The 15,204-nt window shown below is 44.9% G+C and carries 10 protein-coding genes; 7 read left to right on the plus strand and 3 right to left on the minus strand.

From position 1 onward, the window contains the following. Positions 1-69 precede the first annotated feature (69 nt). Positions 70-2,388 carry an NADP-dependent malic enzyme gene (locus AC1DCV_RS12310; protein WP_477023451.1) on the minus strand — a complete coding sequence of 773 codons (2,319 nt, stop codon included), beginning with the start codon at positions 2,386-2,388 and terminating at the stop codon, positions 70-72. A gap of 146 nt (positions 2,389-2,534) precedes the next feature. On the opposite strand from AC1DCV_RS12310, the gene AC1DCV_RS12315 reads away from it, so the two are divergent. Beyond that, positions 2,535-2,978 (plus strand): DUF4293 domain-containing protein, encoded by a 444-nt coding sequence (locus AC1DCV_RS12315; protein WP_441576455.1) that lies wholly within the window; start codon positions 2,535-2,537, stop codon positions 2,976-2,978. A 12-nt stretch (positions 2,979-2,990) separates the two neighbouring features. Then, a complete protein-coding gene (locus tag AC1DCV_RS12320) occupies positions 2,991-3,569 on the plus strand; it encodes a hypothetical protein (RefSeq protein WP_477023452.1) in 579 nt (192 codons plus the stop codon). Positions 3,570-3,622: 53 nt separating this feature from the next. On the opposite strand, the gene uvrA is transcribed toward AC1DCV_RS12320, so the two are convergent. After that, positions 3,623-6,439 carry an excinuclease ABC subunit UvrA gene (uvrA, locus tag AC1DCV_RS12325; RefSeq protein ID WP_477023453.1) on the minus strand — a complete coding sequence of 939 codons (2,817 nt, stop codon included), beginning with the start codon at positions 6,437-6,439 and terminating at the stop codon, positions 3,623-3,625. A 287-nt stretch (positions 6,440-6,726) separates the two neighbouring features. Between uvrA and AC1DCV_RS12330 the strand changes: the two genes are divergently transcribed. Continuing rightward, positions 6,727-7,308, plus strand: coding sequence for a sigma-70 family RNA polymerase sigma factor (locus AC1DCV_RS12330; RefSeq protein WP_331964447.1), 582 nt, complete (start codon positions 6,727-6,729; stop codon positions 7,306-7,308). A gap of 108 nt (positions 7,309-7,416) precedes the next feature. Here AC1DCV_RS12330 and AC1DCV_RS12335 read toward each other — a convergent pair whose 3' ends face one another. Further along, a complete protein-coding gene (locus AC1DCV_RS12335; RefSeq protein ID WP_477023454.1) occupies positions 7,417-8,616 on the minus strand; it encodes a thiolase family protein in 1,200 nt (399 codons plus the stop codon). A 209-nt stretch (positions 8,617-8,825) separates the two neighbouring features. Here AC1DCV_RS12335 and AC1DCV_RS12340 point away from each other — a divergent pair, with 209 nt between their 5' ends. From AC1DCV_RS12340 to AC1DCV_RS12355, 4 genes are all read left to right on the plus strand, one after another. Continuing rightward, positions 8,826-10,772 (plus strand): hypothetical protein, encoded by a 1,947-nt coding sequence (locus tag AC1DCV_RS12340; protein WP_477023455.1) that lies wholly within the window; start codon positions 8,826-8,828, stop codon positions 10,770-10,772. A gap of 151 nt (positions 10,773-10,923) precedes the next feature. Then, positions 10,924-11,967, plus strand: a complete 1,044-nt coding sequence (gene rlmN, locus AC1DCV_RS12345; RefSeq protein ID WP_477023456.1) for a dual-specificity RNA methyltransferase RlmN — start codon at positions 10,924-10,926, stop codon at positions 11,965-11,967. A gap of 57 nt (positions 11,968-12,024) precedes the next feature. Continuing rightward, positions 12,025-13,797, plus strand: a complete 1,773-nt coding sequence (locus AC1DCV_RS12350; protein ID WP_477023457.1) for a pseudouridine synthase — start codon at positions 12,025-12,027, stop codon at positions 13,795-13,797. A 15-nt stretch (positions 13,798-13,812) separates the two neighbouring features. After that, positions 13,813-14,559, plus strand: coding sequence for an RluA family pseudouridine synthase (locus AC1DCV_RS12355; protein WP_477023458.1), 747 nt, complete (start codon positions 13,813-13,815; stop codon positions 14,557-14,559). The last annotated feature ends 645 nt before the right edge of the window (positions 14,560-15,204 follow it).

A 15,204-nucleotide genomic window follows, 5' to 3' on the forward strand; every position in this document is an offset into this window, starting at 1 on the left:
TTGAGGAGAACATTATATGTCAATCTCCGCAACAATAGCTTTTTGCTTTATGCCTTTCGCTTTATGCTTTTAGCTTTTCTTTTTCTTCTTCTTTCCTTTCTCTTCTTCCGCTTGTCTGCAGCATTTTTCCTGCGCATCCACTACGGCGATATTCACCATGTTAACGATTTGTCTTACGGTACTACCCAACTGCAGGATATGTACCGGCTTTTTCATTCCTAACAGAATGGGTCCAATCGCATCAAATCCGGCTACTTCCTGTAAAAGGTTATAGGCAATATTACCAGCCGCCAGGTTAGGGAAGATGAGGGTATTCACTTCTTCTTCCAGTAATTCTGTAAACGGATAATTGTCTTTCAGAATCTCTTTGTTAAAGGCCATAGCAGCCTGTATTTCACCATCTACAATGAGAGATGGATCACGTTGTTTCACAATTTCACGGGCTTTGCTCATGGTTTGTGCTTCCGGTGTCTGGCTGCTGCCAAAGTTGGAATACGACAACATGGCAATGCGTGGTGTAATATTAAAATGCTTCACTTCTTTCGCTACCATCATGGTAATATCTGCCARTTCTTCTGCAGTAGGATTGAAGTTAACAGTAGTATCAGCAAGGAATAAAGGTCCACGTTTGGTTTCGATGATATACATACCGGCTACACGTTTTGCGCCTTCTTCCATACCGATTACCTGCAGTGCAGGACGGATGGTATCAGGGTATTTACGGGTAAGGCCAGAAATCAGCGCATCAGCTTCGCCTGTTTCCACCATCATACAACCGAAGTAGTTACGTTCCCGCATAATCTTACGGGCTTCGTACAGGTTCAGACCTTTACGCTGGCGCTTTTCGAAGAACAGGTCACCAAAGCGATGACGCATTTCCTTCATCTCTTCACTCTTCGGATCGATGATCACTACGTCGTCTATTTCGATAGCGTTTTCCAGCATCAGTTCGCGGATACGCGCTTCGTTACCCAACAGGATAGGATGCGCAATCCCTTCATCGTTCACTACCTGTGCTGCCTTCAATACTTTCAGGTTATCTGCTTCCGCAAATACCACCTTCCTTGGATCGCGGCGTGCTTTGGTACCGATCACTCTGAACAACTGGTTGTCCAGTCCCAGACGGTGATTCAGCTCATTCCGGTAAGCCTCCCAATCCGTAATAGGACGGTGCGCTACACCACTATCCATGGCAGCTTTAGCCACAGCAGGCGCCACAGTGCTCAGCAAGCGTGGATCCAGTGGTTTAGGAATGATATATTTAGGTCCGAAGAAAATATTTCTTTCGTTATAGGCCAGGTTTACGATATCGGGCACAGGAGACTTCGCCATTTCAGCCAAAGCTCTTACTGCCGCGAGTTTCATTTCCTCATTGATTTGTGTGGCTCTAACGTCCAGGGCACCACGGAAAATGTAAGGGAAGCCCAATACGTTATTTACCTGGTTGGGATAGTCGGAACGACCAGTAGCCATGATGATATCCGGGCGGGCAGCAATCGCTGTTTCGTAAGCAATTTCAGGATCCGGATTTGCCATAGCAAATACGATCGGATTCTTTCCCATGCTCTTAATCATTTCCGCCGTCACCACGTTACCTACAGAAAGTCCCAGGAACACGTCCGCACCTTTCAAAGCTTCTGCCAGTGTTGTTATCTTTGTATTGGTAACAAATTGTTTATGTCTGTCAGAAAGACCTTCCCGATCTTTATTCAAAACGCCGTCTTTATCAAACATGATAAAGTTTTCCGGCCTGGCACCCAGTGCCACATATAATTTTACGCAGGCCATGGCAGCAGCTCCTGCGCCATTCACTACGATCTTTACTTTTTCTATTTTCTTCTTTACCAGTTCCAGTGCATTCAGCAGGGCGGCAGAAGAAATGATGGCCGTACCATGCTGATCATCATGCATGATCGGAATTTTCAGCTCTTTGCGGAGTCTTTCTTCAATTTCAAAACACTCCGGGCTTTTGATATCTTCCAGGTTAATACCACCAAATGTAGGCTCCAGGGCCTTTACAGCGGCAACGAAAGTATCCGGATCTTTTGCATCCAGTTCTATATCGAATACATCTATATCCGCGAATATTTTAAATAATACCGCTTTTCCTTCCATGACCGGTTTGCCGGCTTCCGGACCTATATCTCCTAAACCCAGCACTGCAGTACCATTGCTGATAACGCCCACGAGATTACCCTTTGCGGTATATTTATAAACGTTTTCTACATCATTGAATATTTCTTTGCAAGGCTCCGCCACTCCGGGAGAGTAAGCGAGTGAAAGATCCCATTGCGATTTAGTGTTCTTTGTAGGTATGACTTCAATTTTACCCGGCCTGCCCTTTGCATGATAGTCTAACGCATCCTGCTTATTCAGTTTCTTTGCCATATAAATATAAAGATTGTTATTGGGCGTGCAATATACGAAGTATTGCATTAAGCACATCCACCCAAATAGTGGGATATGTCCTCATAATTAAGCATTCTAACCATTAAAATTACTTACTTTTACAGCGTTAAACATTCATAAATATCATGATACAACGCATCCAGAGTCTCTATCTGCTATTGGCTGCCGCCGCAGGCGCTGCTGCTCTGTCTTTCGATCTGTGGAAAGCCACGCTTACCAATAGCACTAACCCTGTTTATGTAAACGCCTCCAGCAACTATCTCCTGTTTGTACTGTATATCATTATTATACTACTGTCGCTGGCCACTATTTTCCTTTTTAAGAAACGTAAACTCCAGTTTCGCCTGACAATTTTTAACATTCTTTTTGGTTTTGCCGCCCTCGCTTACCAATATTATGTGGTGCAGCAAACGGCGAATAAATTAAGTTCCGGCGGAGTAAGCATTGTTTCGGCATCCTATCTCCCCGCTTCCTTCTTACCTATCGTAGTGATCATTTTTTTATTCCTGGCTGTAAGAGGAATTTATAAAGATGAAAAACTGATCAAATCATTGGACAGGCTTAGATAAGCACCGATTTTAATGGGAGTAGATTTAAGGGTAATTACAGGTCATCGGCTCTCTGCCGCAGCAGTCCTGGATTTTGGGACTACGATCAATAATGATCCTATATTAAAGGAACTTGAGTTTGATTCCGGACCTCCTAAAGCACTGAAAGACTGGCACGAAACAGCCACTGTAGAACAGCTGACCGAACAATGGCGGAATGATCTGGCTAGCGCAAATGATAAAACGGACGATTCCTACTATGATAACTACGACTATGAATTTGAAAAGGTTGGAGACATCGTTAGTTTTTATCCGAAAATAGTATTCACTAGTGGTTGGCATTCCAGGTTTCGGATCATGGAAACAGCAAAAAACAGGCAAGAGATCTGCGCTTATTACAACAGATTTGGACAACTGTTTGAACAAAAACACGTCCTTTTCTTTGCTTCTTATACTCTTCCCTCCAGTTTTATATTCGAAGAAATTTATACCAACACCATTGACGAGATCCTGGAAATGGTGCGAAAACAATTCGGGTTCAAACAGCTGTCAGATATGACAGACCAATGGTTCAAAGAATTTGGCTTTTATATACATACCGTAAAACATTAAACGGCCCGGAGTAATCTCCGGGCCGCTCTTTTTAATATCCTTTTCCAATATGCTTACAGGTACTTTCCTGTATAACTATCTTTTACTTTCTTCAACCCATCCGGTACACCGGCGTACAGCAAATTACCACCGCCAACACCACCTTCCGGCCCCAGGTCAATCACCCAGTCGGCACTCCTGATCACATCCAGGTTATGCTCAATCACCAACACCGTATGCCCCTGTTCTATGAGGGCATTAAAGGAATCCAGTAATTTCTTGATGTCATGGAAATGCAGACCAGTAGTAGGCTCATCGAAGATGAACATAATATGTCCCTGCGCTTTTCCTTTACCTAAGAAAGAGGCGAGTTTAACACGCTGCGCTTCTCCACCACTCAGGGTATCGCTGCTTTGTCCGAGTTTTACATAGCCTAATCCTACGCTGCTCAACGGGCGTATTTTATTGCACACATCTTTTTCTTCTTTGAAAAAGTCCAGTGCTTCATCCACGCCCATATCCAATACTTCGTAGATATTTTTATTCTTGTAGGTTACTTCCAGCACTTCATCTTTAAACCTTTTGCCACCGCAGCTTTCACAGGTAAGATGTACATCTGCCAGGAACTGCATTTCTACAATTACTTCTCCTTCTCCTTTACATGCATCGCAACGGCCACCATCTACGTTGAAAGAAAAATGTTTAGGCTGGAAGCCACGCATTTTACTCAGTGGCTGTTTGGAATACAGATCCCTGATTTCATCGTATGCCTTGATATAAGTAACCGGGTTGGAACGGGATGATTTACCGATAGGATTCTGGTCAATCATTTCCACCTGGGTAACATCATCTACTGCACCTTTCAATGCCTTGTGATTACCTACCCTCTCTGCAAATTCACCTTTCAGTTTCATCAACGCAGGATACAGGATCTGCTTTACCAGTGTGGTTTTTCCGGATCCGCTCACACCACTGATCACGGTTAATACCTGTAAAGGAAAATCAACGGTGATATCTTTCAGGTTATGTTGTCTGGCGCCTTCAATGGTGATCGCCTTTTTCCACTTGCGCACTTTCGCGGGAGGATCAATGGTGAACTGACCGCTGAGGTATTTACCTGTCAAACTATTAGCATCTTTTAAAATCTGCGGATAGGTGCCTGCAAAGATCACTTCTCCTCCCAGGTGGCTGGCCAGCGGCCCCATATCAATGATATAGTCGGCTTCTTCCATCATCTGCTCATCATGTTCTACCACCACTACCGTGTTGCCCAGGTCACGCAGCTCCTTCAACACCGCAATCAATCGATGGGTATCGCGGGCATGCAAGCCAATACTCGGTTCATCCAGGATGTACATGGAATTAGTCAGGTTGCTGCCCAGTGTGCGGGTCAGTTGAATACGCTGACTTTCCCCACCACTCAGGGTATTAGCCACCCTGTTTAGGGTAAGGTAGCCCAAACCTACATCCAGTAATGTTTTAAGACGATGATTTATTTCAATGAGAATACGTTTACCTATTTGCTGCTCGTATTCATTCAGTTGCAGTGTATCAAACCATTGTTTCAGGTCGGACACCGGCAGGTCTACCAGTTCGGCAATATTGCGTTCTCCTACTTTGATGTACAGTGCTTCTTTGCGTAAACGTCCACCACCACATTCGGGGCAAACAGTACGGCCACGGTAGCGCGCCTGCAGTACACGGTATTGTACCTTGTACAGATTTTGCTCTACCATTTTAAAGAACTCATTCAGACCGTAGAAATGTTCATTTCCGGTCCAGAGTAATTTCACTTGTTCATCCGTCAGTTCTGCAATAGGTTTATGCACCGGGAAACCGAACTTACGGGCGGTTTTAATGAGCGCTTCTTTGTATTCGCCCATTTTTTCTCCACGCCAGGGGGCAATAGCGCCTTCAAAAACGCTTAAGCGCTTGTCTGGTATTACCAGGTCAGCATCTATACCCAGTGTTTGCCCGAACCCTTCACAGGTAGGGCATGCACCGTAGGGGTTATTGAAGGAGAAGAGATTAGGCACCGGTTCTTCGAATGCAATACCATCCAGCTCAAAGCGATTGGCAAAGTGGATGGTTTCTTTCCCATCTACTTCCACATAACAGTCGCCTTCACTTTCGTAAAACGCAGTTTGCACGCTATCGGCAATCCGGTGTTTATCATCTTCTTCAAAATCTTTTACTACCAGACGATCTATCAGCACCCAGGCATCAGCAGATACTGTTATTTTCTTCTGCTCCAGCAGTTCTTCGATACGTAATAAGCCGGTGCCTTCGCTACCGGGAACGTATAAACGGGAAAAGCCTTTTTGCAGCAGTATATTCAGTTCTTCCTTTACCTCTCTTTTGGCGTGCCGGCGAAAAGGAGCCAACAGCAATACTTTGCTGCCATTTTTCAGCCTGGTGATATAATCTACCACATCGCTTACTTCATGTTTTTTTACCAGATTTCCGGAGATGGGAGAATATGTTTTGCCCACTCTGCCAAACAGTAGCCGGAGATAGTCATAAATTTCCGTCATAGATCCCACGGTAGACCGGGGAGTACGGGTAATAACTTTTTGCTCAATGGCTATAGCAGGGCAGATGCCTTTGATATAATCTACATCGGGCTTATTCATACGCATCAGGAACTGACGGGCGTAAGAACTTAAGCTTTCAGCATACCTCCGTTGCCCTTCCGCATACAAGGTGTCCATGGTGAGGGAAGACTTCCCTGAACCGGACACACCGGTAACAACTACCAACTTACTACGGGGGATAGATACACTTACATTCTTGAGATTATGTACCCTGGCGCCTTTTATGAATATGTGGTCCTGCGGGCTAACTTCCTGAGGATCAATTATACTTGTTTGTTTCTTTACTTTTGTTGCCATGACAGAACAAATTTAAGGGAAAAGATGTTAGTGCAGAAGTTAGGTTTTTATATGCGTCCACAATACGCTATAAGCTAATAACGAAAGGCGAAAAGCTATTTTTTATTATTTGTTTTATTGAACTATTCTTTTATATTTGCATAGGACCAGATCTATCTCGCTGGATTTACCAAAAATTTATCTTTAACTTAAACTGTTCAATATCGCCTAAACTCTACTTAATTAAAACAACCAAACTGGCTGTAATACTGTAATTTATTTACTAACCCGCCTAGTTGTAGAAGTTTATGCAAGTAATGTACAAATTGTGCGATGAGCAGTTGATTACTCTCTTTAAAAAGGGACATTCTTCCGCATTAGAAGAGTTGGTGCACCGTCACAAAGACAAGGTGTTCACTTCTATCCTATTACTGGTGAAAGATTCTTTCCTCGCAGAGGATATTTTCCAGGACACCTTCATTAAGATTATTGATACTATCAGAGCTGAACGTTATACAGAGAAAGGGAAGTTTTTACCCTGGGCGATGCGCATTGCACATAATCTGTGTGTAGATCATTTCAGGAAGATCAAGCGTACACCTATGATAAGAACAGGTGATGATAAAGACATCTTTGATGTACTGGGATTCAGTGACAGTTGCGCAGAAGAAAAAATGATTACCCGCCAAAGCCATGACCGCGTTCGCAGAATGCTGGACATGCTGCCGGAAGAGCAACGGGAAGTAATTATTCTCCGCCATTACGCAGAACTAAGTTTTAAAGAAATTGCAGATCTCACGCAAGTGAGTATTAATACAGCATTAGGTCGGATGCGCTACGGTCTGATCAATCTCCGGAAAATGATGACGGAGAAACAAATCTGTCTATGATGAACCCTTTTTTTTGCTTGCCAGCAACGAGCGGCCGGATGTAATGTCCGACCGCTCGGTATTTTAGGGAAACCCTACTGAACTTTTCCTGCTCCTCTTATTCAAAAACTACACCTTTTCAAATATCATTGCAGCGCCCTGCCCTACACCCACACACATGGTAGCAAGGCCGTATTTAGCCCCTGGTCTGCGTTTCATTTCATGTAATAACGTGGTAGTAATACGTACACCGCTACAACCCAACGGATGCCCGATGGCAATCGCTCCTCCATTCACATTTACGATATCAGGATTCAACGCCAGGTCACGTATACATGCTATTGATTGCGCCGCGAAAGCTTCATTCAACTCCGCCAGGTGCAACTGATCTATAGTGATACCTGCACGTTGCAACGCTTTCGTGGAAGCTGGTACCGGACCTATTCCCATGATAGAAGGGTCCACTCCCGCCACCGCCATACTCTTTATCTGCGCCAGTGGTTGCAGGTTAAACTGTTTCAACGCTTTTTCAGATACAATCAATACTGCAGCTGCACCATCATTGATACCGGAAGAATTTCCCGCTGTCACAGAACCATTTTTTGCAAAAGCAGGACGCAGTCCGGAAAGCTTTTCCAACGTGGTTTCCCGGGGATGCTCATCTTTTGAAAAGATCACCTGTTCCTCTTTATTAGGTGTAATTTCTACCGGCACAATTTCATCCTGCCATCTACCGGCATCCAATGCCTGTTTGTAAAGGGTTTGGCTGCGTAAAGCAAAAATGTCCTGTTCTTCTCTTCCGATATTCCATTGGTTTGCTACATTTTCTGCTGTTTCTCCCATTGCGTACGGATGATACATGTCTGCCAGCTGCTTATTGGTAAAGCGCCAGCCGATAGTAGTATCATATATCTCCGTTTTGCGGCTGAAAGCTCCATCTGACTTCGGCATTACAAATGGTGCCCGGGTCATACTTTCCACGCCGCCGGCCAGGTACACATCGCCTTCTCCGCACATCACTGCACGGGCAGCATCCATAATGGCCTGCATACCGGAAGCGCATAAACGATTTACGGTATTACCAGCTACTGTTACCGGTAATCCGGCCAACAAAGCAGCCATACGGGCAACATTCCTGTTATCTTCTCCGGCCTGATTGGCTGCTCCGGCTATCAGATCTTCAATTACAGCGGGATCTAAAGTCGCATTTCTTTTCATTAATGCTTTGATCACATGCGCCAGCAGGTCGTCCGGGCGGACAGTGCTTAGAGCGCCACCATAGCGGCCTATAGGTGTACGTACTGCATCTACTATGTAAGCAACTTGCATGTAAGTGTTTTGGTTTATATGCAAATAAAACATATCCTGCCAACTCGGCCAATAAAACATCGCCCTCATTTATTGCGGCAGAAATACAAAACCCGCCAGATATAATCCTATTACCGCCTTTCACGAAATGGTGCTTGATCCATTTCCGCAGTTAGTTAGCTTTGCAACCTATCATTTATCATATTTAATAAATATTAACCCCAAAAAGAATGAAACACGTACGTAGCCTCCTGTGGCTCGCAGCCCTGCTGTGCACCATTCCCATGATCACCAAAGCGCAGGTACCACCAGGAGAAAATGATGCAAATCTGTCTGAATTACTTTACAGACCTATTAAGCCTACCGCTAAAATGATGGAAGGTGAAGAACCTTCCCGGCAACAAAAACCGGTAGCTAATCCTGCTTTACGCAGCAATGTTAATGTAAGGGCGCTGAGGGCCGCGCCTAAATGGAATCGCATTACTGACGGCAAAGCTGAGCTGATCAGTGTAGACAACCTCCATTTACTTCCCCCTAACAAGGTGACTGTTATGAAGGGAAATATGCCTGCATTCTGCACCACACCTACCGTTACAATTGGATGCTGTGGCTATACCATTAAAGACCAGGCAGCTAATAAAAATCTCTTTTATGCATCGCCCGCTTCTGTATTTGGCAATGAAGCAGATGCGCGGACCTACGCAGAAAGCCTGACGCCCAAAGTGCCTTTCTTCATGCCGTTTACAAATAGTAAAGTGTATCCTGCCGGCGCCTGGATCTATGACAGTGGAAGCGGCCATGGCTCTGTAGATTTTCTTAAAACATCCGATGCCTATGGTCCTGGAATTGACCCCACTTTTGGTGTGTATGCCTCGGCTTCCGGCAAAGTGGTAACCGCCATGTGGGATGCCTTCTTTGGTAATGTGGTGATCATAGAGCATACCGGCTCCGATGGAACGCTTTACCGCACTGGCTATTTCCACCTGCGCGGTGGTTTTGATCATGATGTACAAAACGCGAAAAATACACCTGTAAGCGACCCATCTAACAAAGATGCGCGGGATACCAAGTACAAGAAATTCGCTAATCTTCCTAACCCTTCCAAACTGTTATGGGGTACCAATGAACAGAAGCTGAAGGTAAAAGCCGGAGATCAGGTATATGCAGGCCAGCAGATCGCCTGGTCCGGCAACACCGGCTTTGGCGGCGCAGGATGGGGGCTTAACCAGGATGGTACGCCCAGTGATCCTAATACCGCTAATAATCACCTTCACTTTATGCTATGGATTAAAAGCCCTAATCCTTCTACAGGTGTAGACTGGATGGAGGTAGATGCCTATGGCGTTTACGCTAAAGCTGATAACAGTAACATTGATTGTTATGACATAGGTGCCAACAGTGCCTTTAACCGCTTCTTTGCACCTTTCTATCCTTCTTTTCACAATGTGCCGGTAGAGCATATCACCCGCTACTGGGGCTATTATACCGGTATGGGCATGGCGCTGCAAACCCTGAGCGTACATAAGTCAGGCAACAAATACCTGGCCTCCGGCTCTTTCCAGTATGGGCTGCCATCGCAATGGTATTGCCGTATTAATATGAGCGCCACCCAATACCAGCAATACTTTGATGAGTATTATGGCAAGGGCTATATTCCCCGTCAGATTTCTGTGACCAACGATAATTCCGGTAATCCACTGTTTACCGTGATCTGGAAGCAACGTGGTGGTGAAAACTTTGCAGCCGTACACAATGTTACAGATGATGTTTACGCCGCCAAATGGAAAACTTACGTAGAGCAGGGAAAAATGCGGGTAACAGAACATGTAGCGTATTATGTGGGAGGCAAACGCTATCATGCCGGTGTTTTTGGTAGCAGCAATCCGGGTGGATTTTATATGTATTATGGCATGAATACCACCGATTTTGCCAAAAAATTCGATGAAATGAATAAGGCGGGTCTGATGACCGTGAATGTGAATGTGGAGGAAAACGGTAACCAGAACAACGTAGGAGGACTCTGGTGGCCTAAAAGCAAAGCATATTATTCTTACATGAATATGAGTCCGGCTGATTACCAGGCCAAATTCAACGACCTCACAGGCCAGGGATTTCAGTTGTATCGTATCCAGGGATACGACAATTCTTCCCGCTTTGCGGCGATATGGATGAAATAAACYGAATACATAACTTACACAGATGCCACAGCTGGAAACGGCTGTGGCATTACTTTTAAAGGCACATTCTGTCAGTACGCCAATATTACGTATCTTTGCCGTTACTTTCCGACTGCCGTAAGGCAGCCATTTGCTCAATTAATGGTCAATAATGAAGTCTGACAATAAAAACATCCGGCATTTAAGTTTACCGGCTTTACAGGAATATTTCGGGTCAATAGGTGAAAAGCCTTTCCGCGCAAAACAGGTGTATGAGTGGCTCTGGCTGCGTCATGCTGATAGTTTTGAAGCTATGACCAATCTCTCCAAGGAATTAAGACAAAAGCTAACAGAACATTTTTCATTGCCAGCTGTAAAGGTGGATACTGTACAACAGAGCAGCGATGGTACCATTAAGAGTCGTTTCCGCTTACATGATAACCACCTGGTAGAAGGTGTGCTGATCCCGACAGATAGCAGGCAAACCGCCTGTGTGTCTTCCCAGGTAGGATGTAGTTTAAGCTGTAAGTTTTGCGCTACGGGCTATATGGATCGTGCACGTAACCTGGACTACGATGAAATTTATGATGAAGTGGCGCTGATAAACCAGCAAGCCCTGAAATCATATGGCAAAAAACTGAGCAATATCGTATTTATGGGCATGGGTGAGCCCCTGCTCAACTATAAGAACGTATTGCATGCCATAGAACGCATTACTTCTCCTGATGGTTTGGGAATGTCGCCCAAGCGTATTACCGTGTCAACCGCTGGTGTGGCCAAAATGATCCGGCAGCTGGGTGACGATAAAGTACGTTTTAACCTCGCCATTTCTTTACATGCCGCGAATGATAAAAAGCGCAGTGAAATCATGCCTATCAACGATTCCAACAATTTGAAGGAATTGATAGCTGCACTGAACTACTTCTACAAGGCTACCGAAAATGAAATTTCTTTCGAATATATTCTCTTCAAAGATTTTAACGACTCAAAAGAAGATGCAGATGAGTTGATTAAAATTTACCGGCAGGTACCTGCCGACCTGGTGAACATTATCGAATACAATCCGATCGATGCGGCCCGTTTTCAAAAGCCGGATTCACAGACCGCAGAAGAGTTCATGGAATATCTTACAAAAAACCGGGTGAATGCAAGGCTGCGCCGCAGTCGTGGTAAAGATATCGATGCTGCATGTGGACAACTGGCCAATAAAGGCTGATCATACAATAATATTTCTATTGGTCATGCACGCATGATCATCAATCAATAATAATTTATGAAGAAAAAACAACCTGCTAAAAAAGGGTTTGGCCCATCAAGGGATAATAAGTTTGGTAAAAGCGACAAACCAGCAGGCAACCGCAACCGCTCCTCCGCCGATGGCGAAAGGCCAGGAAGGGCATCTGCAAAAGATAACCGCAGTGGAGATGACAGACCATCTTCCCGTAAACCACGCTTTGAAGGCGAGAAATCGGGTGATGAGAAACCTTCTTTCCGCAAACGCACCTTCGACAGTACCGGCAGGCCAGCCCGCAAACACGGACCGGCTACCGATAGCCTAGGCAACGATAAGCCGCAGCGCAAACGTACTTTCAGCAGCGATAGTGAAGATAAACCTAAGCGCAGCTTTGGTAACAGTGAAGACAGACCTAAGCGCAGCTTTGGGGATAAAGATGAAAGACCTAAACGCAGCTTCGGTAACAGTGAAGACAGACCTAAGCGTAGCTTCGGTGATAAAGACGAAAGACCTAAACGCAGTTTCGGTAGCAGCGAAGACAGACCTAAGCGTAGCTTCGGTGATAAAGACGAAAGACCTAAACGCAGTTTCGGTAGCAGCGAAGACAGACCTAAACGTAGCTTCGGTGATAAAGACGAGAAACGCTCTTTCGGCGGCCACAAACGTGACGACAAACCTGGCGCGCGTAAACGCTTTGACAGCGATGAAAAGCCTGCACACAAACGCGGTGGCTTCGACAGCGACAAAAAAGACAAACCAGCCGGTGATCGTGCATTCAGCGCATTCAGAAAAGATGGCGAACGCCCGGAACGTACCCGTAGCTTCGATAAAGAAGACAACGGTGGTGCAAAACCACCACGTAAACGTACCTACGGAGCAGGAGCCAAAAAAGGCGACGATAGCGCTTTCCACTTTCACGGTGAAAATAAAAAAGGTGGAAAATCCGCCGAAAGAGATACTCCGAGCGGGTTTAACCGTAAAAAGTTCTTTGATAAAACCAATGAACGTTTCGCGGATAAACAAGATAAAAAAAAAGGCGGCAAAGTAAGGGGCGATCAAGAACAAGAAGGTAAGGAAAGCATTTTTGGCCCCGGTGAAATGCCGTTGAACAAATTTGTAGCCCATTGTGGTCTTTGCTCCCGCAGAAAAGCGGTAGACCTGATCAAAGAAGGAAAGGTAACCGTAAATGGTAAGGTAGTAATTGAACCGGCTACCAAAGTTACCAGCAGTGATGTGGTAACAATGCAGGATAAAAAGATTACGCCAACCAAAAACCTGGTATACATTCTTCTCAACAAACCGAAAGGCTACATCACCACTACTGATGATCCTGAAGGCCGCAAAACCGTAATGGATCTGATCCAGGACGCTGCTGAAAATGAAAGGGTGTATCCTGTGGGCCGCTTGGACCGCAATACTTCCGGTCTGTTGCTGCTCACCAACGATGGTGAACTGGCACAAACATTGGCACATCCCAAGCACAACATCAAAAAGATTTACCAGGTAGAACTGGATAAGCCGCTGACAAAAGGCGACTTTGAAAAAATCGTTGAAGGTGTCACCCTGGAAGATGGTGTTGCCTTTGTAGATGCACTCGGCTACGTAGATCCTAAGGATAAAAAGCAAGTGGGCATTGAAATTCACAGCGGTAAAAACCGTATTGTGCGTCGTATTTTTGAGCACCTGGAGTATACGGTAGAAAAGCTGGATCGTGTAATGTACGCAGGTCTTACCAAAAAAACATTGAACCGCGGCCAATGGCGCTTCCTCAATGAAAAAGAGGTCATCCTGCTGAAACATTTTAAAAAATAACTGCCGAATAACCTGATGCGATTAGTTGATCATATTATACTCGAAACGCCTGATTTTGTTGTTGTAAACAAGCCGTCAGGAATGCTTACCCTGCCTGATCGTCATGATAATGAGTTAGCATCGCTGATTGCTATCATGAAAAAGGCTTATGGTGAAATATTTACGGTGCATAGACTGGACCGTGAAACCAGTGGTATTATCCTGTTTGCACGCAACGAAGCAGCACATAAATACTTCTCTCAGCTTTTTGAAAGCAGGGACGTGAAAAAGTTTTACCTGGGGCTGGTAAGTGGCCAGCCTACGCCCAAGCAAGGCAATGTAAGTGAAGGGATTATGGAACACCCAGTACAGAAAGGTAAAATGGTCACCAACAGAAAAGGCAAGCCCTCCTCTACTGATTATGAAGTGTTGGAAGAATTTGGTCTTTATAGCCTGGTAAGAATGCAGATTCACACCGGCCGTACGCACCAGATCAGGGTTCACATGAAATTCCTGGGGCATCCAATTGCTGTAGATGAATTTTATGGAAGTGCTGAACCAGTGCTGTTATCCAGTATCAAGAAGAAATTCAAACTGGGCAAGCATACAGAAGAAGAGCGTCCTTTATTGAGCAGACTGGCGTTACATGCGTCAATGCTGATCTTTAAGGATCCAAATGGCAAAGAATATACTATTGAGGCACCTTTGCCGAAAGATATGAGCGCCCTGCTGACGCAGTTGCGTAAGCATCGTGGCAAACAGCCTGTGGGCAGCGAAGAATAATGCGGGTTTTGTCTTTGTTCAGGATGATACTGATGTAGATGATTTTCACGATTTTTTCTTTGTGATACAGATGATTTTAAAAGAAGAGGGAAGATATAAGCGGATAAGTTCGCTAATATCTTCCCTCTTCTTTTTAGCCATAATCCGGAAAATCGTGAAAATCATCTACATCAGTATCATCCCGTCCCAAGGCAAAAATGGTATATCTCTTTCCATTGCTTCAGCCTGGTACAGAAGCAGTGCTGCTGGCCAGTTCTGACCTCCATCCATCTTCTGATGCAATTTCATCCTGGTCATATATCCGGAACTCGCCCCTGCATCAAGTCCACCTCATCCCCGCATCAAGTCCACCTCAAGTCCACCTCTACTGTAGTGATACTATACGTACTCAGCGGGTGCTAAGCATAGCATCGATATCCGTGATGCAGGCTGTCAGGTAGCTACTAGCCTTAGATCTGCAGCATTCTTCCTTTATAGATTGACTAAACTTTATGCTTAAAATTTACACTATCTCCCTGGTTTTCAACTTGGTCTGGTATAATCCTGAGCAAAGACAAAAACTTACGCGCATAAAAAAAACGGGGAGAAATCCCCGTTTCGTAAAAATCAAAAACMAACCATTAAAAAATCTTTATAAGAAGAGCC

It is taken from the genome of Chitinophaga sp. 10T418 (genome assembly GCF_056394125.1).